The 23,914-nt window shown below is 53.2% G+C and carries 17 protein-coding genes and 1 riboswitch; of the genes, 15 read left to right on the forward strand and 2 right to left on the reverse strand.

The features are described 5' to 3' along the window. Nucleotides 1-12: 12 nt before the first annotated feature. Nucleotides 13-123, forward strand: a riboswitch (TPP riboswitch). Nucleotides 124-334: 211 nt separating this feature from the next. From thiS to NST23_RS13885, 14 genes are all read left to right on the forward strand, one after another. Further along, nucleotides 335-538, forward strand: coding sequence for a sulfur carrier protein ThiS (gene thiS, locus NST23_RS13820; RefSeq protein ID WP_063231021.1), 204 nt, complete (start codon nt 335-337; stop codon nt 536-538). A 5-nt stretch (nt 539-543) separates the two neighbouring features. Then, a complete protein-coding gene (locus NST23_RS13825; protein ID WP_122963637.1) occupies nt 544-1,314 on the forward strand; it encodes a thiazole synthase in 771 nt (256 codons plus the stop codon). Beyond that, nucleotides 1,307-2,602 carry an acetylornithine deacetylase gene (locus NST23_RS13830; RefSeq protein WP_340963857.1) on the forward strand — a complete coding sequence of 432 codons (1,296 nt, stop codon included), beginning with the start codon at nt 1,307-1,309 and terminating at the stop codon, nt 2,600-2,602. Before NST23_RS13825 ends, NST23_RS13830 begins: the two co-directional genes overlap by 8 nt. 6 nt (nt 2,603-2,608) lie before the next feature. Beyond that, nucleotides 2,609-3,289, forward strand: a complete 681-nt coding sequence (tenA, locus tag NST23_RS13835) for a thiaminase II (RefSeq protein ID WP_122963296.1) — start codon at nt 2,609-2,611, stop codon at nt 3,287-3,289. Continuing rightward, nucleotides 3,274-4,056: an ABC transporter ATP-binding protein gene (locus tag NST23_RS13840; RefSeq protein WP_122963295.1), complete on the forward strand. Its 783-nt coding sequence runs from the start codon at nt 3,274-3,276 to the stop codon at nt 4,054-4,056. The genes tenA and NST23_RS13840 overlap by 16 nt, the downstream gene beginning before the upstream one ends. Further along, on the forward strand, nt 4,053-4,814 hold the full coding sequence (locus NST23_RS13845) for an ABC transporter permease (protein ID WP_280648387.1): 762 nt from the start codon (nt 4,053-4,055) through the stop codon (nt 4,812-4,814). Before NST23_RS13840 ends, NST23_RS13845 begins: the two co-directional genes overlap by 4 nt. 20 nt (nt 4,815-4,834) lie before the next feature. Continuing rightward, nucleotides 4,835-5,872, forward strand: a complete 1,038-nt coding sequence (locus tag NST23_RS13850; protein ID WP_281868533.1) for an ABC transporter substrate-binding protein — start codon at nt 4,835-4,837, stop codon at nt 5,870-5,872. Between the two features lie 245 nt (nt 5,873-6,117). Then, nucleotides 6,118-6,384, forward strand: coding sequence for an autorepressor SdpR family transcription factor (locus NST23_RS13855; RefSeq protein ID WP_173596005.1), 267 nt, complete (start codon nt 6,118-6,120; stop codon nt 6,382-6,384). 1 nt (nt 6,385) lies between these two features. Further along, complete coding sequence (locus NST23_RS13860) at nt 6,386-7,015, forward strand: SdpI family protein (protein WP_122963291.1); 630 nt, start codon at nt 6,386-6,388, stop codon at nt 7,013-7,015. After that, nucleotides 7,012-7,767: a CPBP family intramembrane glutamic endopeptidase gene (locus tag NST23_RS13865; protein ID WP_122963290.1), complete on the forward strand. Its 756-nt coding sequence runs from the start codon at nt 7,012-7,014 to the stop codon at nt 7,765-7,767. Before NST23_RS13860 ends, NST23_RS13865 begins: the two co-directional genes overlap by 4 nt. A 178-nt stretch (nt 7,768-7,945) precedes the next feature. Then, entirely contained in the window at nt 7,946-11,065 is a 3,120-nt protein-coding gene (locus NST23_RS13870) for an efflux RND transporter permease subunit (RefSeq protein ID WP_173598772.1), read from the forward strand. 20 nt (nt 11,066-11,085) lie between these two features. Further along, complete coding sequence (locus NST23_RS13875) at nt 11,086-12,420, forward strand: efflux RND transporter periplasmic adaptor subunit (RefSeq protein ID WP_274875304.1); 1,335 nt, start codon at nt 11,086-11,088, stop codon at nt 12,418-12,420. Between the two features lie 20 nt (nt 12,421-12,440). Further along, nucleotides 12,441-13,232 carry a linear gramicidin aldoreductase LgrE gene (lgrE, locus tag NST23_RS13880; RefSeq protein ID WP_274875305.1) on the forward strand — a complete coding sequence of 264 codons (792 nt, stop codon included), beginning with the start codon at nt 12,441-12,443 and terminating at the stop codon, nt 13,230-13,232. Then, nucleotides 13,229-14,779, forward strand: coding sequence for an aldo/keto reductase (locus NST23_RS13885; RefSeq protein WP_280648388.1), 1,551 nt, complete (start codon nt 13,229-13,231; stop codon nt 14,777-14,779). Before lgrE ends, NST23_RS13885 begins: the two co-directional genes overlap by 4 nt. Nucleotides 14,780-14,904: 125 nt before the next feature. Here NST23_RS13885 and NST23_RS13890 read toward each other — a convergent pair whose 3' ends face one another. Continuing rightward, nucleotides 14,905-15,669, reverse strand: a complete 765-nt coding sequence (locus NST23_RS13890) for an ABC transporter permease (RefSeq protein ID WP_274875306.1) — start codon at nt 15,667-15,669, stop codon at nt 14,905-14,907. A gap of 1 nt (nt 15,670) precedes the next feature. Further along, on the reverse strand, nt 15,671-16,606 hold the full coding sequence (locus NST23_RS13895) for an ABC transporter ATP-binding protein (protein WP_242771484.1): 936 nt from the start codon (nt 16,604-16,606) through the stop codon (nt 15,671-15,673). Nucleotides 16,607-17,086: 480 nt separating this feature from the next. Between NST23_RS13895 and lgrA the strand changes: the two genes are divergently transcribed. Then, nucleotides 17,087-23,908, forward strand: a complete 6,822-nt coding sequence (lgrA, locus tag NST23_RS13900; RefSeq protein WP_340963861.1) for a linear gramicidin non-ribosomal peptide synthetase LgrA — start codon at nt 17,087-17,089, stop codon at nt 23,906-23,908. Nucleotides 23,909-23,914 lie beyond the last annotated feature (6 nt).

The raw sequence follows: 23,914 nt of genomic DNA on the forward strand, positions 1-23,914 counted from the left end.
AATTGCATAGGTTTACTACCAAACGGGGGCCGAGCGTCGTTGGCTGAGATTGTAACGAGTGTGTTACTGACCGTTGAACCTGACCTGGGTCATGCCAGCGGAGGAAGAGGTATATGAATCGATTTCACTAGGGCGGTCGTTTGCGAGATTTTTCGCAGAGGATGCGCACCAGTTGATGAGATCAACTCAACCATCCCACGGCGGATGGTTTTTTTATTCCATCTGTCCGTTTGGATACGTATACGGCTTCCACCGTTTGACTGGAGTGACTTCCGGCAGGCGAGGGAAGCCGTTTTTTGTCCCTCGGCAAGTGCCACCAAGAAGGAGGAATACAATGGTTGTTGTGCTGAATGGAAAAACAGCAGAGCTTTCGGCCGAAATCAATACGGTTCGCGCTTTGCTCGCTTCGTATTCCCTGCAAGAGAAAATCGTGGTCGTGGAGCGCAACGGAGAAATTATCGACCGCTCCCTGTATGAACAAACGCCGATTGCCGATGGAGACCGCATCGAAATCGTTCATTTTGTCGGAGGAGGATGATCATCATGGATACTTTGAAAATTGGACCTTACGAGTTTCGCTCCCGCTTGTTGCTCGGAACTGGAAAATTCGCAGACTTGGAAACGCAAGGGAAAGCGGTGGAAGTGTCGGAAGCGGAAATTTTGACGTTCGCCATTCGCCGACTGAATTTGGAAAATCCGCAAGAACCGAACTTTTTGGAACAGCTCGATCTGAAAAAATTCACTCTGCTGCCAAATACAGCAGGAGCCTATACAGCCGAGGAAGCGGTGCGCATCGCCCGCCTGGCGAAAGCGTCCGGCTTGTGCGACATGATCAAGGTAGAGGTCATCGGTGACCCGAAAACATTGCTGCCTGATCCGATCGGCACATTGGAAGCGTCGAAAATTTTGGTCGAGGAAGGCTTCATCGTGTTGACTTACACGAACGACGATCCGATTCTCGCCAAGCGCTTGCAGGATGTAGGCGTTCATGCCGTCATGCCAGGAGCGTCGCCGATCGGTTCCGGCCAGGGAATCGTCAACGAAAACAATCTGCGCTTCATCATCGAGGACGCCAAAGTGCCGATCATCGTCGATGCGGGAATCGGTTCTCCGGCAGATTGCGCGAAAGCAATGGAGCTGGGCGCAGACGGTGTCTTGTTGAATACGGCTGTTGCTCTCGCGGACAATCCGGTTTTGATGGCAGAAGCGATGAAGCTGGGCGTGGAAGCGGGACGCAAAGGCTTTTTGGCAGGACGCATCCCGAAAAAACGTTACGCGCAAGCGAGCAGCCCGGTGGAAGGGATGATTGAGTAGCGTGGATCGTCTGACAGAAGCGGTAGAGTCGATCGCCAATCGCAAGGACGAGCTGTTCGCCCTGTTGGCAAAGCTCGTTTCCCAGCCGACCGTCAGTCCGCCTGCGCGAAACAGCGACGAGGCGCAATCCGTCATCGCAAGCCAGCTTGCAGACATGGGCTTTGCGGTGGATCGCTTCCAGGTTTACCCCGGCGACGACAACGTGGTAGGTCGTCTTTCGGGCCGTGATTCGGCGCGGGCAAACAGCCTGATTGTCAATGGGCATATCGATGTGGCCGAGGTTGGAGACGAAACGGGCTGGACGTATCCGCCCTTTTCGCTGACGCTCGGCGCAGACGGTCGCTTGTACGGACGCGGGGTCGCGGACATGAAGGGCGGGCTCGCTGCGAGTTTGTTCGCCATCCAAATGCTTCGCGAGCATGGCGTCGAGCTGGCAGGCGATCTGCTGTTCCAATCCGTGATTGGAGAGGAAGCCGGAGAGGCGGGGACGCTCGTTGCCATTGAACGCGGCTACCAGGCTGACTACGCAGTCGTCGTCGACACGAGCAACTTGCATATGCAAGGGCAGGGTGGCGTCATCACTGGCTGGATTACGATTGAAAGCCCGACTACGCTGCACGACGGCATGCGGGCACAGACGATCCATGCCGGAGGACGAGTGCGCGGAGCTTCTGCGATTGAGAAAATGATGAAGGTAATCTCGGCTCTGCAAGAGCTGGAGCGCGACTGGGCTGTGATGAAAGCGTATCCCGGTTTTCCTGCCGGCAGCAACACCATCAACCCGGCCGTCATCGAAGGAGGCCGACACGCGGCCTTTATCGCCGACCGTTGCGCCTTGTGGATTACGGTTCACTTTTATCCGAACGAATCATACGAGCAAATGATTGGCGAGATCGAGGATCATATTAGAAGAGCGGCGGCGGCCGATGTGTGGCTGCGGGAACATCCACCCGTGTTTCGCTGGGGCGGTCGCTCCATGATCGAGGAGCGGGGAGAAATTTTCCCTTCCCTAGAGCTAGACGCCAATCATCCGGCACTCGCCCAGCTGCAAGCGGCTTATGAGCGCGAGCTGCACGCGGCACCCGTCGTGGACATGTCTCCAACGGTCACGGACGCTGGCTGGTTCTCCCATGCCGGAATCCCCGCTGTCCTGTTCGGGCCAGGCGAACTGAAGCATGCGCACGCCGTAGACGAATCGATCGATCCTGACCAGCTCGTCCAGTTTGCCCAGATCATGGCCCGCTTCATCGCCAGTTGGTGCAATACGCCGAAGGAAGCAAAGGAGTGAGGAAGCATGGCGACTTTTACAGACCGTTTGTTGCGCAGTGTGGCTCCGATCTGGGAGCAGGTTCACCAGCATCCGTTTGTTACCGGACTTGGTGACGGGACATTGCCAGTGGACGCATTCAAATTTTACATGAAGCAAGACTACATCTACCTGATCGACTACGCCAAAATGTTTGCGCTCGCAAGCGTGAAAGCATACGATCTGGAAACAAGCGCGCGCTTTGCCGCTTTGCAGGAGTCGACGCTGAACACGGAAATGGAGCTGCACCGCCAATACGCAGCGCGCTTCGGAATTTCCCGCGAGGAGCTGGAAGCGACAGAGCCGTCTTTTGTCATGCTCGGCTATACCAGCTACATGCTGCGTGTCGCGCATCAAGGCTCGCTGGCAGAACTGGTCAGCTCGCTGCTGCCGTGCACGTGGAGCTATTGGGAGATCGGCAAGCGATTGGCCCAGGTCGAAGGGGCAGTCGATCACGAGCTTTATGGCGAGTGGGTGCGCATGTACAGCTCGGATGAGTTCGGTCAGCTGGCAATCTGGCTGATCGACATCATGAACGAGCTGGCAGAGGGCAAAAACGAGCAGGAGCTGGCGAGACTGGAAGAGTATTTCGTCAATACGTCCAAGATGGAGTACATGTTCTGGGATATGGCCTATAGAGAGGAAATGTGGCCGTGCGCGATCAACTAGCTTTTTCCCAAGTCCGCTTTTCGTACAGCCATACGCCGATTCTCGAAGATTTTGATCTGCGGGTGAAAAAAGGCGAGTTCGTCAGCATGATCGGGCCAAGCGGGATCGGAAAAAGCACGTTGTTCCAGCTGATCGCAGGACTTTTGCAGCCTGACCAGGGAGAAATCCGGCTGGGGGAGGCACGGATGGACGAGCGGTTGGGGCAAGTAGGCTATATGCCCCAACGCGATTTGCTCATGCCGTGGCGCACGATTGTGGAAAATGCGGCGTTGCCCTTGGAAATCAAAGGGATGTCCAAAAAGGAAGCGCAGCAGCGGGTGCGGCAGGAGCTGCCCAGGTACGGACTTCAAGATTGGGCGGATGCCTATCCGGCCCAGCTTTCCGGCGGCATGCGGCAGCGCGTCTCCTTTTTGCGTGCCTTGCTGTCCGGTACCGATCTCATGCTGCTCGACGAGCCGTTCAGTGCGCTGGATGGAATTACGCGCCTGGACATGCAGGAGTGGCTGATGGACAAGTGGCAGGAAACAGGCAGCACGATGCTGATGATTACGCATGACATCGACGAAGCGATCCTGCTTGCAGACCGTGTGATCGTCCTGCTCGGCAAGCCGATCCGCACACCCGTAGAGTTGAATGTCACCATTCCGCGTCCTCGCTCTGTCACGAGCAGGAATCAACCAGCCTTTTTGGCTTTGCGCGAAGAAATTTGGGGCTTGCTGCGAGCTGAGCAGACCAAGCTACAATTGCTGGGGAGGGAGGCAAGATGAGCAGAGGAATTTGGTTCGGCATCTCCATCGCGATCTTTTTCGCCGCGTGGGAAGCCGTTTGCCGCATATTTGCCGTGCCTCCGTTCATTTTGCCGCCGCCAAGCACGGTTGTTGTGGCGCTTTGGGATTTGCGCGAGTCGCTGCTCGGTGTGCACTTGTGGGCGACCTTGAAAGAAGTGCTGCTCGGGCTGTCCGTCTCGATTGTGTTTGGTGTGCTGCTGGCTTTTGCCATGAGCATGAGCAAACTGATCGAACGACTGGTCTATCCGTATATCGTCATATCCCAAACGATCCCAATTATAGCATTATCACCCGTATTTATTTTATGGTTCGGGTACGATTTATCGGGAAAAATCGCGGTGACGATCTTGTTTACGTTTTTTCCGATCGTCGTCAACACGTATGACGGTCTGCGCTCCACCGATCAAGAGATGTTGCAACTGATCAAGACGATGGGCGCTAACCGCTGGCAAATATTCACGAAGCTTCAGCTGCCGTCCTGCCTGCCGCATTTTTTCAGCGGCTTAAAGGTAGCCGCGACTTACAGTGTCGCGGGGGCAACCATCGGCGAATGGCTGGGGGCGAGCGAAGGGCTTGGCTACTTCGGCAGACGGGCGTCCGGCAATTTTCAGGCGCCAGCTTTGTTCGCTTCTGTGCTGCTCTTGTCCGTCCTGGGAATGCTCCTGTTCTGGCTCGTCGGCCGGATCGAGCGCCAGCTTTCCCCGCACACGAAAAACAAACAACCATCATCCAAGTGAGAAAAGTAGGGAGAACAACGATGAAACCAATTCGTACATGGACCAAAACGCTTTTGGCACTGACGCTTGCCACCGGGCTTGCTGCGTGCGGCAATCAGTCCGGAGCAGGCACGACTGCGCCGGAAACAGCTACTCCGGGACAAAAAGCGGCAGAGCCTGCCGAACTGACAGTAGCTCTCGACTGGTACCCGAACGCCGTGCACTCTTTCTTGTACGCCGCAGAGGAACAAGGCTTTTTCAAGGAAGAAAACCTCAAGGTCAACCTGCAAATGCCTTCTGACAGCAACGATCCGCTGAAAATGGCGGCAGCAGGCAAAGTAGATTTGGCGATCAGCTACCAGCCGCAGCTCATTCAGGCGCGCGCGGAAGGCATTCCCGTCGTTTCTGTAGCGGCGCTCGTTCGCCATCCATTGAATGTAATCATGACGCGCAAAGACGGCGAGATCGACAGTCCGCAAAAGCTGGCGGGCAAAAATATCGGCTATCCGTCCATTCCGCTCGATGAGTCGATCGTTCGCCAAGTCGTCAAGCATGCTGGCGCGGACGATTCCGGCCTGTCCTTCACCGATATTGGCTTTGACATCGTTCCGGCTTTGACCGCGAAGAAGGTCGATGCGGTAGTAGGCGGCTACATCAATCACGAGCAGCTCATTTTGGAGAAAAACGGTGTGCCTGTCAACGTGATCAAGCCATCCGACTTCGGCGTGCCGGACTACTATGAGCTTGTGCTGGCTACGAGCGACGACACATTGGGCAAAAAGCAACAGGCTGTAGAAGGCTTCCTGCGCGCGATTGCCAAAGGGCAAGACTACGTGAAAAACAACAAGGAAAAAGCGCTCGATTTGCTGCTCGCCAAACAAGCCGCGGAGTTCCCGCTGGAAAAAGACATCGAGACAAAAAGCCTCGATATTTTGATCCCGCTGATGGACGCAGGCGACAAAAAGTTCGGTGCGATGACAGCCGAGTCGTGGCAAACGCTGATCGACTGGATGAAACAAGAAAAGCTGATCACGACCGATGTGAAAGTGGAAGAGATCATGCGTGATCTGGTGAAATAAGCGATAAGCGCAGAAGGAAACGGTAAAACCCCGACCGTCCAACTTCCTGGAACGATGCTTCGTTCCCGCAGGAAGCTGGATGATCGGGGTTTTTGTGCAGTTATAACATACAATTTATGGATAATGAGAATCTTTTTACCTATTGACTGGGTATATTTTCCATGGTATTTTTTGGTTAGTTGTTTCGATAAATTTCTAAATATCTAATAAAGATGTTCCGAAAGTAGGATCGATGAACTATGTCCATGAATCATGCGTTTAAGGCGCTGTCTGATCCGACAAGGAGAAAGATGCTTGACTTGTTGCGGGAGAAAGACATGACGGCTGGCGAAATCGCCGAGCATTTTGCAATGACGAAACCGAGCATTTCCCATCACCTCAATCTGTTGAAGCAGGCGGAGATGGTTTTCGACGAGCGAAAAGGCCAAAACATCTACTATTCCTTAAATACCACCGTGTTTCAAGATCTCTTGAAATGGGTTATCCAATTTCATGCGAAAGAGGAGTCATAACATGAAAATCTCGGGTTTGACGATTTTGTTTTTTCTGATCAGCGTGGCGATGGGGCTGATCTGTTATCCATCCATGCCTGACAAAATGACCATTCACTGGGGCATGAATGGCGAGCCGAATGGATTTGCGCCCAAACTGTTGGGTGTCTCGTTTGTTCCGATCATGATGGTCGTTATCTTCGTGTCCTCGCTCTGGCGCAGGCAGAACTACCAAAAGTTCGAGAGCAGCAAAGACGCGATCTTGAATACGCTCATGTTTGCGCTTCTCGTCATCCACGGTTTGATCATCGCATATGGTTACGGATATATGGTAAACATATCCATTTTTGTGACGCTGATCTTGGGCGTTCTGTTTATCACGATGGGCAATTTCATGCCGCGCTTTCGCCATAATTATTTGATCGGCATACGCACGCCATGGGCGCTGGGCAGTGAACAAGTGTGGAAAATGACGCATCATTTCGGTTCCCGCGTATTTTTCCTCGGCGGGATTCTCATTGTCCTCACTGCCTTTTTGCCGCAGCCGATCCACTCGTTTGCGCTGCTGCTGGTCGTCGTGGCGACGATTGTGATCACTATCGGGAGCAGCTACTACTTTGCCAAAAAAATCCGGAAGGGGAGAGTACGATGAAAAATGTGAAAATTGCCTTGCTCTTGGCAGGGATCAGTGCGATCGGTTTTATCGCGGCTACGCCTTATTTGTTAGCGATGGTGGGAGATGCGCTCGCTGTGGTGCCGCTGCCGTTGCCCGCCGTGATCGTGCTGTTTGTCGTGCAGGGCAGCATCTCGGCGTTTTTGCTGGCATGGGCTGGACTGACGCTGGCAGGAAAGGTCGGACTCGATGCTCCGATCCTGCGAAATTGGATGTACAAAACTGGCGGTGCGACTTTTAACAGGCAAGGCATCGTGCAAGCGGTCATTTTCGGGCTGCTCGGGACGTTCATGATCTACCTGCTGGAACGACTGATTTTCCAACCGCTCTTGCCGATTCTCACGGAAAAGGCACAAGCCTTGAATACGCCAATTTGGGCAGGTGTCCTCACCTCCATCCAGGGCGGGGTGTACGAGGAAGTCATGGTGCGGCTGTTCATGATGACGCTGATCGTCTGGATTTTGAGCAAGCTGTTTGGGCGTCACTCCTCGCCCAAGGCTTGGATGTACTGGATCGGAATTGTCGGTGCAGCCTTTTTGTTCGGGCTAGGCCATCTGCCAGCGGCCGCCACTTATTTTGGCGAGATTACTCCGCTGTTGTTCATTCGCACTATCGCGCTTAACGGAGTGGCGGGAATTTTGTTTGGCTACCTTTACTGGAAGCGCGGGCTGGAGTATGCGATGATTGCTCACGCGATCGGGGATATTCTGCTGCACGGCTTTTTAAGCTAAGGGAGCGGGATTGTTTTTGGGCAATGCCGTGGGAGAAGGGGCAGCATTGCCCAAAACGCACAATTTTTTGAAAGGTAATAAAAAGCAATTTTTAATTTTAATGGAAATTTATTGAAAAGGGAAATCGTTTAAGCGTAATATAGTAATTGGAATTTATTAGCAATAAGGGGGGCATTCCTTGCGCTTTCTCACGAATTTTTCGCTTAGAAACTCGACAGCAATCATCATTATCAGCCTCCTGGTCGTCATAAGTGGAATCGTTGCTGCCATGTCTCTCAAGGTGGAGCACATGCCGGATGTGTCTTTTCCTGTGCTTCTTGTCAGCACTCCTTACCCGGAGGCATCGCCGGAAGACGTTCTGGATGATGTGACGAAACCGTTGGAACGAGAGCTGGGTCATGTATCAGGCATCAAGGCGTTGGAATCTTACTCGAACAGCAATAGCTCCGTGCTAAAAATTTATTTGGAGACCGGCTCGGACGTACAGGCTGTCCGGGATGAGCTGGAACGAAAAGTCTCCGGCATCTCGCTTCCCGCCAAAGCAGGTCGACCGCAAGTCATGATCCAAGGATTCAGCAGTCAGCCTGTCTACTATTTGTATGTGGCAGACAAGGAGCAAAACAGCGGATCGGACTCCTTTGACAGCGAAGTAAAGGAGTCGGTGCTAAAAGAGCTGGAAGGCATTGCCGGAGTCGATAAAGTGTCGACAGTCGGCGGGCAAGGGCAAGAAATGAAAGTGTTGCCGAACGTCGATGCACTCAACTATTACGGAATCTCTCCGCTCCAGTTGAAGCAGCTGTTGCTCGACAGCCACGTGGCGATGCCGATCGGGACGCTCACCGAAGACGGCGAAGAACGGATCATTCGCGTCGTAAGCCGCTACCTCCATGTAGAAGATATTCGCGACACCAAGCTGTTTCTCCCGGGAGATCCGAAAAACGGGCTTGCTTACGTCAGGCTTGGCGACATCGCGGACGTCCGCTTTGACCAGGTAGCTCACTCGATCAGCCGTTTTAACGGCCAAAATGGCATCAGCATCAACATCTACAAAACACGGGACGCCAATGCGGTAGAAACAGGCGATGCGATCCATGCGAAAATAGCCCGGTTGCAAGCCGAGTACCCAAATTTGACCTTTACCACGATTTACGACACGTCCCTCGATATCAAAAATTCGATTAACGGCATGCTCAAGGAAGGGTTGCTCGGAGCCGTGATGGCGTCCCTGATCATCCTTTTGTTTTTGCGCCATGTGAAAGCGACGATGATCGTCCTCGTTTCCATTCCGACCTCGATCCTGGTCAGCCTGATTTTCATGTCCTGGATGGGGATCACGCTCAACATGATTACCTTGTTCGGGATGGCAGTCGCTGTCGGGCGGGTCGTGGATGACAGCATCGTCGTGATCGAAAATATTTTCCGCCATTTGCAGTTGAACAAGGAACGCAAAGAAAGCCTGATTCAGATGGCTACCCATGAAATGCTCCACGCGATTACCTCATCGACGTTTACCACCACTGCCGTATTTTTGCCGATTGTGTTTGTCGGCGGGATGATTGGAGAAGTATTCCGGCCGTTTGCCCTGACCGTCGTCTGCTCGTTGTTCGCCTCGTTGCTGGTGGCCGTGACGATCGTTCCGCTGCTGGCCAAGCTCATCATCCTGAAAAATCGCAATATCAAGGAACATGAGCCGGGCAAAGGGACGAATCTGTACCGGAAGCTGCTTCACTGGTCGCTCAACCACAAGCCAGCGGTCGGACTTTTGTCTTTTGTTCTGTTCGTAGCGAGTCTGGCCTTGCTTCCTTATATGAAATACGGGTTGCTGCCTGACTCGGAAGCCAAATACATATTCGTTCAAGTAACGATGCCAAAAGGGACCCAGCTCAACACCCTCGACCAAACGGTCAGTCAGATCGAGGCCAAATTGCGCGAACAGCCGGGAGTTGCTTCGATACAGAGCAGCCTTGGTTCTGAAGAGGAAGCGGACATCCGCCGGACGAACGAAGCCGTTCTGCTGATCAAAACAGGGGATGACGTGAACCTCGATCAGGCCATTAAAAAATGGGAGGGCATCATCAAGCCCGATATCCCGATCGGAACCGAGATGGTATTGACCAAGCCGGGCAGCAATGAAAGCAATCAGTTCAAGCTCATCCTGCACGGGCCGGACCTGGAACGGTTGAAAGAGGCGCGCGAAATCGTCAAGGCCAAAATGAAGGAAAGTCCGCTGTTGACCAACGTGCGCGACAATTTGAACGATGTGAACAAGGAGATCGTCATCAAGGTCAACCGGGACGCGGCCGCAGAACTGGGAATTTCGCCGATCCAGGTGGCGCAAGAAGTGAACCTCCTAGTATCAGACACGAAAATCGGAAAAATCAAAATCAACGAAAAAGACTACGATCTGTCCTTTGGACTGAGCGACAATCACGCGAGAACGCTGGATGAGCTGAAAAACGTCTACATTCAAACGCCGAGCAAACAGCAAGTACGTCTGCTGGACTTCGTCGAGATCGATCAGGAAAAAGTGCAGTCCCAGATCAATCGCAAGGATGAGCAACAATTCGTGCAGATTACGGCTGATATTACGAGCGATAACAAAGGCGGCGCGAGCAGTTTCCTGTTTGCCATGCTCAAAGCGGAAAAGCTGCCGAACGGCGTCACGCTGTCATCCGAAGGCGTCTCAAGCGACATGGAAAAGAGCTTCAAAGACATGCTGCTCGCCATCGGCGCTGCGATTTTCATCGTGTACGTCGTCATGCTGATCACGTTTGGCAATGCGACGGCGCCGCTTGCCATTTTGCTGTCACTGCCATTGGCTGCGATTGGCGGCTTGTTCGGCTTGTTCGTGACAGACTCCGTTCTCGATGCGACAGCGCTCATCGGCTTTTTGATGCTCGTAGGCATCGTCGTGACCAACGCGATCGTCTATGTGGACAATATCCAGCAGCGGAGGCTGGCGGGTGCTTCCATGCGCGAGGCGGTTGTCCAAGCGGGCCTGACACGCTTGCGTCCGATTGTCATGACGGCAGTTGCGACGGTCTGTGCCCTTTTGCCGCTTTGCCTCGGCTTTTCAGAAGGGGCCTTGATGACGAAAAGCTTGGCGATTGTCGTCATCGGCGGGCTGATTACTTCGACGATCCTGACCTTGATCGTCGTTCCGATCGGGTATGAACTGTTGTACCGGATCAAAAAAGAGTTTTTTACTCCTGATACCCAAGAACCAGATATGGAGCCAGGTGAGGATATGTTTATTTCAGTGCTGCGAAGTTTACGCGATATGAAAAAGTCTGGGTAGAGACGGAGGGCTTTTCGGGAATGAAGAAAAGGAAGCTAATCAACGCAGGTGTGGTTTGCCTGATCGGAGCTGCGATCATCACAGGATGCAATGCACAAAGCACGGCAACAGAAGAGAGCAGCAAAGGACAGGCGCAAAGCGAAAAACCGTCCGGTACGGAGATCGAGATGATCAAAGCGGAAAATTCCCTCGACGTCAAAGTAGCGGAAGTGACGGAGGGCGAGCTGAAAGAGTCGGACAAGCTGCTGGCGGAAATTTTCGCGAATACGGATGTGAGCATCCTCGGCAAAACGAGCGGGACCGTCTCGCAAATCCTCGTGAAAAAAGGGGACGCCGTCAAAAAAGGACAAGTCATCGCCAAGCTGGACAATACCGAGGCGCTGCTCAGGCTGCAACAGGCAGAAGCGAGCTTGGCCGTCGCCAAAGCCAATCTGGAAAGCGCAAACCGGATGGGAACGTCCACGCAACTGGCCGAAAGTCAGTTGAAGCTGGCGGAACAAACGTATGCGAATGCAAAAGGTTCGATTGCGCAAGGAATGGAGCTGGCACAGGCGAACTACGACCGGGCCAAAAAGCTGTATGAGCAGCGCGCCATGTCGAAGGGCGAGCTGGAAAACGCCCACAATGCGTTTTTGCAGGCGAAAAATCAGTACCAGAGCCAGCTGGATCAGGCGGAAACAGCTTTGAACAATGCCCGCACACAGGTGAATCAGGCAGATAAAAACGGGCGGGTCACGAAAGCCAATGTCCAGCAGGGGCAAGCCGAGGTGAATATCGCCCGAAATGCTTTGGACAACACGCTGATCAAGGCTACCGTCGACGGCATTGTCACGGAAATCCTCGTGCAGGAAGGGGATACGATCACCCTGCAAAAGCCTGTTGCGACGATCATTAACCTCGATCCGGTCATTGTGAAGGTAAACGTTTCCGAAAAAGCGTTGCCCAGCTTGCCAAAAGGCACGCAACTGGATTTGCAAGTCCCGTCCCAGGGCGTCAAGGTCAAGGGAAGTGTCTCCTACGTCGGCCTGAGCGCTTTTGAGCAATCAAGGCTGTTCCCTGTGGAAATTGAAGTGCCGAATCCGAAAGGCACGCTGCTTCCCGGGATGAAGGCTGAAGTGTCTGCGAAAAAAGGACAGGCGGGCATTCTCGTTCCAACCGACGCGATTGTGGAGCGAAATGGGAAGTCGGTCGTCTACGTCGTGAATGAAACAAGAGTGGCTGAACAGGAAATCTCGATCGCGCTGAAAGGAACAGAGATGACGTTGATCGAGTCTGGTGTGAAGCAGGGAGACAAAGTTGTGATCAAAGGCCAGTCCCAGTTGAAAGACGGCGCAAAAATCAACATCGTTCCCTAGCAATCCAAGGAGGATCTCTTATGCAAAAGACACACGTTTCCCCGAGCCGTTGGCTGCTTTCCCCGAAAATGACGGCGGAGGCAGAGGTGCTTTTATTCAGCTTTCACTATGCAGGCGGACATGCCGGCATCTATCGCGAGTGGCAAAAAAAGCTGCCTGTGCAGATCGGGGTGTGCCCCGTGCAGCTGCCAGGCAGGAGCAATCGGTTTATGGAGCCGTACTACACCGACTTGTCCGTGATGATCCGCGAGCTGGCGGAAGCGCTTTTGCCCCATCTGAATCGCCCGTTTGCCTTTTTTGGACATAGCATGGGAGCGCTGGTCAGCTTCGAGCTGGCCAGATATTTGCGCAACCAGTACGGTCTCAAGCCGCGGCATATGTTCGCTTCAGGACGGCATGCGCCCCATCTGCCTGATCCGGGTGAAGCGATCCATCACTTGCCTGACGCCGAGTTTCTGAAAGGGCTGCGCACGCTGAACGGCACGCCGAAGGAGCTTTTTGAAAACGAGGAAAACGAAGAGATCTTGCAAATGCTTCTGCCGATGCTGCGGGCAGATTTCACCATCTGCGAGCAGTATCAATACCAGGAGGAAGAGCCGCTCGGTTGCGGATTGACGGCGATTGGCGGTTGGCAGGACCCCGACATTACCGTGGCGCACATGGAAGCATGGAGAAAGCACACCAGTGCTTCGTTCCAAATGCACATGCTGCAAGGCGACCATTTCTTTCTCCATTCGGAACAGGAACAACTTTTGGCGATCATCGAATCAACATTACAAAGCTATCTGGTTGGGTACAGGGGGATCGGATGATTACAGGAAAAGCGACACTGGAAGGGACACAGCGACTGGCACAAGCCAATCCGCATCTGGCTTACAAGCCGTTTGGCAGCTTCGAGGTTTGGATCAGCCAGGTCGGATTCGGAACGTATCGCATTGATGAACAGGACGAACAGTATCAGCACGCCTTGCGCAAAGCGCTGCTCGAAGGAATCAACCTGATCGACACCAGCAGCATGTACGCGAACGGCAGCGCGGAGAAAGTCATCGGCAGCGTCCTGAAACAGCTTGTGGAGGAAGCAAAAATCAAGCGGGAAGAGCTTGTGATCGTATCCAAGGCAGGCATTGTGGTCGGCGAAGACTCTGAAGAGACGATGAAGCGGACGGCGGAAGGCAAGCCGTACCAGGACTTCACGACGGTGCATGAAGGGATGTCGATTTGCATCCATCCCGAGTATTTGAGAGATCAGCTGACGCGCAGCCTGGAGCGTTTGCAGCTGGACATGATCGATTGTTACATGCTGCACAATCCGGAATGGTATATGTTGTGGGCGAAAATGAACAAAATCAAGCAGCAGGAAGCGTACGAAGAGCTGCTGGAGCGAATCGGGAAAGCTTTTCGCCACTTGGAACAAGAAGTCGAGGCAGGGCGAATCCAATGCTACGGAGTCAGTGTCAACTCGTTTGGCAGCAATCCAAAGGAATTTGACTTTGTTGCGCTCGATACGCTCTGGGAGATAGCGGAGGCGATTACGCCGAACCACCATTTTCGCGTGATCCAGTTTCCGATGAACATGTACGAGTCGGGTGCCTTGCTGGAAAAAAGCCATGCGCAGGGCAAGAGTGCCTTGCTGTTTGCCAAGGAAAAAGCACTCGGAGTGATGACCAACCGGACGCTCGACGTCACGGCGAAGGACAAAATTTTCCGTCTGACAGACATTCGCCTGGATCAGAACACGGTCATCGACGAGAAGGAAGCGACCCAGCAAATCAAAGCTTGCCTGGATCGCGTGGATGATGTGGAAGACCATATCGTCTATCACATTTTGCCTGCGTTGAAAATGGAAAAAGAAGAAGTGAAAGAGCTGAAGAAAAAAGTATCAGCTGGCGCAATGCTGCGCAAGTATTGGAAGAAGCTGTACTCCTCGGCAAACGTAAACAACGTGCAAACGATGCTGTTTGATCCCGTCATTACGGATATTCGCAAAACGATCGAGAAGCATGGCGGGGGAGGCGAAGAGACGCTGCGCTGGCTGGATACATACAAGGAAGCGCTCACGGAAGCCGCCCAGGCGTTGAAGAATTACTATACGCCGAAAGACTACCAGCGGGCGCAAGACATCCGCACAGAGCTGTCGAGAGTGCGGCCGCATCTCGTGGCGACGGATACGCTGAGCCAGACGGCGATCCGTACGATGCGCGCTACGCCAGAGGTACACAGCGTCCTCGTAGGGATGAGACGGGAGCATTATGTGGATGATGTGCTGACGGAATTGCAAAGACCTTTGGATTCGCACATGCAAGAAGAAGACTGGCACACGATTACCCAGACGCTCAAAGCCGTCATTGGCGCGAGGTAACGAATCATGTAGCCGACTGCGGGCTGCCTTCGGGTAGCCCTTTTTCGCATGGCAAGAAAAAGCGGGAGCACGAAAAAACCTCCTGCAATCGCGGACGGCAACGATTGCAGGAGGCGGTTTTTTCGCTATTTCCACTTGCTGATGATATGCTCGCGGTCAAACAGCTGGACACTGATCTGGAACGTAATCAGGGCGAGAACGGCACATCCTGTCACCAGGCCCAGATAGATCAGCGGATTGCTCATCATCGAGAGGAAAATCACCTGGCTGATGGCGAGTCCGATGATCGGCAGTACAAGCAAGGCGCCGAATTGCTGGGCTGCTGCGACGTTGTCCACTTTGGAGGAAACTACGACGCTCAAGGACAAGCTGATGATCGAGACAAACGGGACGAGCAGGATCATCGCGAGAATGAAAACGATGGAAAAATGGGTACTGGCGTTGTCAAAGCTCGCAAAGATGAAGCCTAAAAAGATGAGCTGGATGACCCAAGTCAGCGCAACGGACGGCAAGGCGAAGGCAAGAATTTTGCCGAGCAAGAACTCCTTGGTCGAGATGGGAGTGACCAGCACGCTCTCCAATGTCCCTGTCATTTTTTCCGTGATGATGCTCGTGGTGGCAAAGGTCAGCGGGATCATCGCCGGGACGATCAAAAACAGGAGGAAGTAGAAGCGGGCAATCGCGATCTGGCCATCGTCTCCAGCCATGTTCAGCAGCGGATTGGTCAATTTCATCAAGGTAAGGACGAACTCCATTTTGCCATTTTGGGCAAACACAGTCGTGATCAAAGCCATGATCAAGATCACGAATGGCGCGGCCAGATTCGTAATCAGCACGGAACGGTTGGCAAACAGTTCTTTCCACTCGCGGAGAATGACGAATGTCGGCATGTTAGATCGCCTCCTTTTCTTGATCGAGCAAGCTCAGGTAAGAGTCTTCCAGCGAAACAGAGAGAGGCGTTATGTATTTGATAGTGACATCGGCTGCGACCAGCTTTTTGATCAACTGCGGGTTGGCTGTCTCCGGATCGGTTACTCTCAGGTGGAACTGATTTTCCGAACGCTTGTAGGCTTCGACTTCCTTCGCTTCCCTGATAATCTGTTCCGACTTTTGCACATCCGATCCGACATCGAGGATCACATTGTAGGTGGTCCATTCTTCACGGAACTGCTGCGGAGTGGTCAAGCGAATGACTTCCCCCTTGATAATGGCGAACTCATGGCATAGCTCGTCAACCTCGGTCAAGATATGCGAGCAAAAAATGATCGTCTTGCCAGAGGCGGCCCATTCACGAATCAAATCTTTCAGCTTGCGAATGCTGACGGGGTCGAGGTTCGCGGTCACCTCGTCGAGGAACAAGATTTCGGGATCGTGCAAAATCGCGCAAATGATCGAAAGCTTCTGCTTCATCCCTTTGGACAGTCGCCCGGCAGGATCATTTCTTCTGTCCCACAAGTCGAACTGGCGAAGCAAATATTCGATGCGGGAAGCGCGCTTGGCTTTGGGAATCTGGTAGCAGGCGGCGAAAAACTCCAGGTTGTCCAACAGGGAAAGCTTGTCGTAAACACCGGGGGATTCTGTGACACAACCGATTTTTTTGCGAATCTCTTCTTTGTGCGTGCTGATTTGGCGGCCAAGGATGGTGATATCCCCAGAGGTAGGCTCGATGAGGCAGGACAAGATGCGCATGGTAGTCGTTTTTCCCGAGCCATTCGGGCCGAGCAGACCAAAAATTCGCCCTTTGCCAATCGAGAGAGAAATACCGTTCAGAACTTTTTTGTCGCCAAACGATTTTTTGAGATCTTTAATTTCGATTACATGCTCCACAAAGTATCACCTTTTTCTGAAGTTTTCCTCGCTTGACATTCACAAAATTGTAATTATTTTACATATATACCATTCCTTCTTGATGGTCGATTCTAAAACCTCCTTTCACAGTGATTGTTCACGAAAATTCCATATTGCTTGCTGGATCACTTCCTCTCATTCCGCCACGTTTGGCCTGTCCATTTTCCTGTCAGCTTCTGGCGCGCAGAACCAGCCAGAAAATCAGGTTTTTGGATTTTTATACCAAATTATTCCGTAACGGAAAACGCCGCGATCCCTACGTAAATCAAGTTTTTTCCAGGTTTATCATCGCTGATTGCATTCATTTGTCAAATATAAGACCTTGACCGTTAACTGTTTACAAATTAACATGATTTTGTGTGTTATGTAAAAAAGTACCAAAATTGGTATCTACCAAAGATTTTCATTCGAAGTTACTTTTTTGTCAACGAAATTTTAGGAAGTACTGGTGGTGTTTTTGTGAGAATACTATTCCTAACAACATTTATGAGCAAAGGAAACAAAGTTGTACGGTACTTGGAATCATTACACCACGAAGTCGTCATCTGCCAGGAAAAAGTGCACGCGCAGTCGGCCGATTTGCAAGAGATCGACTGGATTGTCAGCTATGCATACGGGTATATTTTGGACAAAGAAATCGTCTCCCGGTTTCGCGGGCGCATCATCAACCTTCATCCTTCTCTTTTGCCCTGGAACAAGGGACGAGATCCTGTTTTCTGGAGCGTTTGGGACGAGACACCCAAGGGCGTGACGATCCACCTCATCGACGAGCATGTAGATACAGGCGACATTCTCGTGCAGGAAGAGATTGCGTTTGCCGACGAAGATACGCTGCTCGATTGCTACAACAAAGCCAATCAGGCGATCGAGGAACTGTTCATTCGCGAGTGGGAAAATATCGTGCATGGACGGATCGCTCCGTATCGGCAAACTACTGGCGGAACGATCCACTTCAAAGCAGACCGGGATTTTTACAAAAACCTGAACATGACGACAGTACGAGAATTGTTGGCATTAAAGCGGCTTTGTGCAGAGCCAAAACAGGGTGAAAAGCCGATCGACAAAACGTTCCATCAGCTGTTCGAACAGCAGGTGGAAGTGACGCCAGACCACGTGGCTGTCGTCGATCGGGGCCAATCCTTGACATACAAGCAACTAAACGAACGGGCCAATCAGCTGGCGCACCATCTCAGGGGCAAAGGCGTCAAGCCTGACGATCAGGTAGCGATCATGCTGGACAAGTCTCTGGACATGATCGTGAGCATTCTCGCGGTAATGAAAGCAGGAGGGGCGTATGTGCCCATCGACCCGGATTATCCGGGAGAGCGGATTGCCTACATGCTGGCTGACAGCAGTGCCGCGATCTTGCTGACAAACGCTTTGCATGAGGAGAAAGCGAACGGTGCCTGCGACATCATCGACGTGCACGATCCTGACAGCTACAGCGAGAACACGAACAATTTGCCGCACGTCAATCGCCCGGATGACCTCGTGTACGTCATGTACACATCAGGATCGACAGGTTTGGCAAAAGGCGTCATGATCGAGCATCACAATCTGGTCAACTTTTGCGAGTGGTATCGGCCGTACTTTGGCGTAACCCCTGCGGACAAGGCGTTGGTTTATTCCAGTTTTTCCTTTGACGGGTCTGCACTGGATATATTTACGCATTTGCTCGCTGGCGCTGCGCTGCACATCGTGCCTTCCGAACGGAAGTACGATTTGGACGCTTTAAACGATTACTGCAACCAGGAAGGGATCACGATCAGCTATTTGCCGACGGGTGCTGCTGAACAGTTCATGCAAATGGACAACCAGTCGTTTCGCGTGGTGATTACGGGCGGGGATGTGCTGAAAAAAATCGAGCGGAACGGAACGTACAAGCTCTACAACGGGTACGGGCCGACAGAGTGCACCATCATGGTGACGATGTTCGAGGTGGACAAGCCGTATGCGAATATTCCGATTGGCAAGCCGATTGACCGCACCCGCATCCTGATTTTGGACGAAGTGCTGGCGTTGCAGCCGATCGGGGTGGCAGGCGAGCTGTTTATTGTCGGGGAAGGGCTGGGGCGCGGATATTTGAACCGCCCGGAGCTGACGGCGGAAAAGTTCATCGTCCATCCGCAGACGGGCGAGCGAATGTACCGCACGGGCGATCGGGCACGCTTTTTGCCTGACGGAAACATCGAGTTTCTCGGCCGCCTGGACAATTTGGTCAAAATTCGCGGATACCGCATCGAGCCAGGAGAAATCGAGCCATTTTTGATGAATCATCCGCTGATTGAACTGACAACGGTATTGGCGAGGGAGCAAGCGGACGGGCGCAAATACTTGGTTGGCTATTACGTTGCTCCTGAAGAAATCCCGCATGGCGAGCTGCGGGAATGGCTCGGGAACGATCTCCCCGATTACATGATCCCCGCGTACTTTGTTCACATGAAGGCTTTCCCGCTGACCGCGAATGGGAAAGTAGACAGGCGCGCCTTGCCAGACGTGCAGGCCGATGCGGAGTTGCTGGGGGAAGATTACGTCGCGCCAACTGATGAGCTTGAACAGCAACTGGCACAGGTGTGGAGCCACGTGCTGGGGATTCCGCAAATGGGGATCGACGACCATTTTCTGGAGCGAGGCGGAGACTCGATCAAAGTCATGCAGCTGATTCACCAGCTCAAAAACATCGGGCTTTCGCTCAGATACGACCAGCTTTTCACGCATCCGACCATCCGGCAGTTGAAACGTCTGCTTACGGAGCAAAAGCAGGTGAGCCTGGAGCCTTTGCGAGAGCTGGACGAGCAAGCGGAGTACGAGACTTCCGCCGTCGAGAAGCGAATGTACATCATCCAGCAGCAAGATGTGGAGTCGATTGCCTACAACGTGGTCTATACGATCAACTTCCCCCTGACTGTCGATACGGAGCAAATTCGGGTGGCCCTGGAGCAGCTGGTGCTGCGGCACGAAGGTTTGCGCAGCACGTATCACATGCGCGGCGACGAGATTGTAAAACGGATTGTTCCTCGGGCAGAGCTGTCCTTTGTGCGCCAGACTGGCGAGGAGGAGTCGGTACAAAGCTTGCTTGCGGAGCAGATCAAGCCGTTCGATCTGGCGAAAGCGCCGTTGCTGCGGGCGGGAGTCATTGAGACGGCGGACAAAAAGGTTCTCTGGTTCGATTCCCATCACATTTTGCTGGACGGTCTGTCCAAGTCGATCCTGGCGCGCGAGCTGCAAGCTTTGCTCGGACAGCAGGTGTTGTCGCCTGTGGAAAAAACGTACAAGTCGTTTGCACGCTGGCAAAATGAATGGTTCGCAAGCGACGAATACGAACAGCAGATAGCGTACTGGAAAACGCTTTTGCAAGGAGAGCTTCCCGCCGTCCAGCTTCCGACGAAAAAACGCCCGCCGCAGTTGACGTTTGACGGAGCGATCCAGATGTATCGCGTGAACCCGGAAATTACGCGAAAGCTCAAGGCGACAGCGGCCAAGCATGATCTGACTCTGTACATGCTGATGCTCACGATCGTGTCCATCTGGCTGTCCAAAATGAACAGCGACAGCAATCAAGTCATTCTCGGCACCGTTACGGACGGCAGACAGCATCCAGATACGCGAGAACTGCTGGGGATGTTCGTCAATACGCTGCCGCTTTTGCTCTCCATTGATCATGAAGAAAGCTTTTTACATAACTTGCAACAGGTCAAGGCAAAGCTTTTGCCGGCTTTGCAAAACCAGTACGTGCCTTTTGACAAAATTCTCGAAGCTGCCCGTGTCAAGCGGGAAGGGAACCGTCACCCGTTGTTCGATGTGATGTTCATGATGCAAGGCGCACCGGAAACCGAGCTGGAGAGCAACATGCACCATATAAACGCCGGGATCAGCAAGTTCGATCTGACACTCGAAGTCCTGGAGCGGGAAAACGGGCTGAACATCGTGTTTGAATACAATACGCACCTGTTTGACGAGGGAATGATCCTCCGCATGGTCGCGCAGTTTGAGCACCTGCTTTTGCAAGCCGTGCACGGGCTGGACCAACAGGTGAAAAGGTTTGAACTGGTAACGGAAGACGAAAAACGCGATTTGTTTTTGCGGGTGAACGATACAGCCAAGGCGTATCCGAACAAGCTGATCATGTCGATGCTGGAGGATTGGGCGGCGGCTACCCCTGACAAAACAGCGCTAGTCTTCCGCGAACAACGCGTGACGTATCGCGAGCTGAACGAGCGGGTCAACCAGTTGGCACACACTTTGCGCGAAAAAGGGGTGCAACCTGACGATCTCGTGATGCTGATGGCAGAGCGGTCGGTCGAGATGATGGTGGCGATTTTCGCTGTGTTGAAAGCGGGCGGAGCGTACTTGCCCATCGACCCGCACAGTCCGGCGGAGCGAATCGCCTACATTTTCGCAGACAGCGGAGCCAAGCTGGTGCTGGCACAGTCGCCGTTTGTGGAAAAGGCAAGCATGGCGGAAGTGGTCCTTGATCTGAACAGTGCGAGCAGCTATGCGGCGGATACGAGCAACCCGCCACTGGTCAACCAGCCAGGCGATCTGGTGTATGTCATGTACACTTCCGGCTCAACGGGAAAACCAAAAGGCGTGATGATCGAGCACGGAGCGCTGCTCAATGTGCTTCACGGAATGCAGGACGAGTACCCGCTTTTGCAGGACGATGCCTTCTTGCTCAAGACAACCTACATATTCGATATTTCAGTCGCGGAAATTTTCGGGTGGGTTCCGGGTCGTGGCAAACTGGTGATTTTGGAACCGGAGGCGGAAAAGAACCCGAAGGCTATTTGGCAGGCGGTAGTCGGAGCGGGAATTACCCACATCAACTTCGTGCCCTCCATGCTGATCCCGTTTGTCGAGTATTTGGAAGGGCGAACAGAAGCAAATCGCTTGCGGTACATCTTGGCTTGCGGCGAAGCGATGCCGGATGAACTCGTGCCAAAAGTGTACGAAGTATTGCCAGAGGTGAAGCTGGAAAACATCTACGGCCCGACAGAAGCGACGATTTACGCTTCCCGTTACTCGCTCGCGAAAGGCTCGCAGGAAAGTCCTGTTCCAATCGGAAAGCCGCTGCCCAACTATCGCATGTATATCATCAATCGGCATGGACAACTGCAACCAATCGGCGTACCAGGAGAGCTATGCATCGCAGGAGCAAGTCTGGCGAGAGGGTATTTGAACAATCCAGCGCTGACAGAAGAAAAATTCACTCCTCATCCGCTGGAGAAAGGCGAGCGGATTTATCGCACGGGTGATCTCGCCCGTTATCGCGAGGATGGCAACATCGAATACCTCGGACGCATGGACCATCAGGTGAAAATTCGCGGATACCGGATCGAACTGGACGAAATCCGCAGCAAGCTGATTCAGGAGGAAACGATTCAGGACGCGGTGGTCGTAGCCCGAAACGATCAAAACGGCCAAGCGTACTTGTGCGCCTACCTGCTGTCCGAACAGGAGTGGACAGTCGGTCAACTGCGCGAGTTGCTTCGCCGTGAACTGCCTGAATACATGATTCCGGCCCATTTCGTTTTGCTGAAACAGTTCCCGCTCACAGCCAATGGCAAGCTCGATCGCAAGGCTTTGCCAGAACCGGACGGCAGTGTGAAAGCGGAAGCGGAATATGCAGCGCCGCGCACGGAACTGGAAGCGACTTTGGCGCACATTTGGGGCGAAGTGCTCGGAATCGAACGGATCGGGATTCGCGACAACTTTTTCGAACTGGGCGGAGATTCGATCAAAGGGTTGCAAATCGCCTCCCGACTGCAACGGATCAATTGGACGATGGTGATCAACCACCTGTTCCTGTACCCGACGATTGAACAGATTGCCCCATTCGTCACGTCCGAGCAGGTCGTCATCGAACAGGGACTGGTAGAGGGGCTTGTCAAGCTGACGCCGATCCAGCGCGATTTCTTTGAACGGATCACAGCTGATCGACACCACTGGAACCAGGCGAGGATGCTGTTTTGCCGGGATGGCCTGGAGCGTGAGTGGGTCGTGGAGACGCTGAACGCGCTCGTTTTGCAGCACGATGCCTTGCGCATGCGTTTTCGCGAGACAGAGCAGGGGATTGTCCAGTTCCATCAGGGGAACGAAGGCAAGCTGTTCGGCTTCCGCGCGTTTGATTGTACGGAGGAGCTGGATATAGCGGGAAAAGTGGAAGAAAAAGCAAACGAATGGCAAGCCGGGATGAATTTGCAGGAAGGGCCGCTCGTGCAGGCTGCGCTGTTCATGACGAGGACAGGCGACCATCTGCTCCTGGCGATTCATCAGCTGGTTGTGGACGATGCTTCCTGGCGGATCATTCTGGAAGACTTCCAAACCGCCTACAAGCAAAAAGCTGCGGGCGAGCCAATCGCCTTGCCAAACAAAACCCACTCGTATCAGAGCTGGGCGGAAGAACTGCACAACGCAGCCAACAGCAAGAAGCTGACGAGCGAACTGGGCTATTGGAGAAAAATCGCGTCCAGCCCGACCCGTCCGCTGCCACAAGATCAGGAGCCGCTTTCCCGAACGGAACAAAGCACGGCGACAGCAGCCATTCGTTTCGCGAAAGCAGAGACAGCCAATCTGCTGCACGAGGCCAATCACGCCTATCAGACGGAAGCGCAGGAGCTTTTGTTGGCCGCCTTGGGCATGGCGTTGCGGGACTGGACAAGAGCAGACGATGTCACCGTTTTTTTGGAAAAAGACGGGCGCGAGTCGGCAGCAAAAAGCTTGGATGTGTCGCGGACGGTGGGCTGGTTCCATTCGCTGTTCCCGGTTGTCCTCTCCGCTGCGAAGTCAGGCGATCCGGGGGAGCAGATCAAGCAGGTCAAAGAAATGCTGCGGGCGATTCCGCATCAAGGAAGCGGGTATTCCATCCTCAAGCAGCTCACTGACCTTCGGCACAAGCATCCGGACGATTTTACGCTCCAGCCAAAGATCGTCGTTCATGCATGGGAGCAGCTCGATGCCGGACTGGAAACCGATTGGCTCACGCTTTCGCATCTTCCGCAGGGAAGTGTGCGCGGAGCAAATGCTGAGCGCACGCAGCAACTGGATGTATTTGCCAAAATCAGCAACGGAGAGCTGACCATTCACATACAGTACCATCGCGATGAGTACCGCAAAGCGACGATCGACAAGCTGCTGGAGCTTTATCAAGCGCATCTGAATGCGCTGCTTGCCCACTGCCTGCAAAAGACAGAAACCGAGCTGACACCGAGCGATTTTGTGGACAAGAACCTCTCGCGGAGTGAGCTGGACGACATTATGGACTTGATTAGCGATTTGTAAGTAACT

The organism is Brevibacillus sp. FSL K6-0770 (assembly GCF_038000275.1).
GTDB classification, from domain to species: domain Bacteria; phylum Bacillota; class Bacilli; order Brevibacillales; family Brevibacillaceae; genus Brevibacillus; species Brevibacillus parabrevis.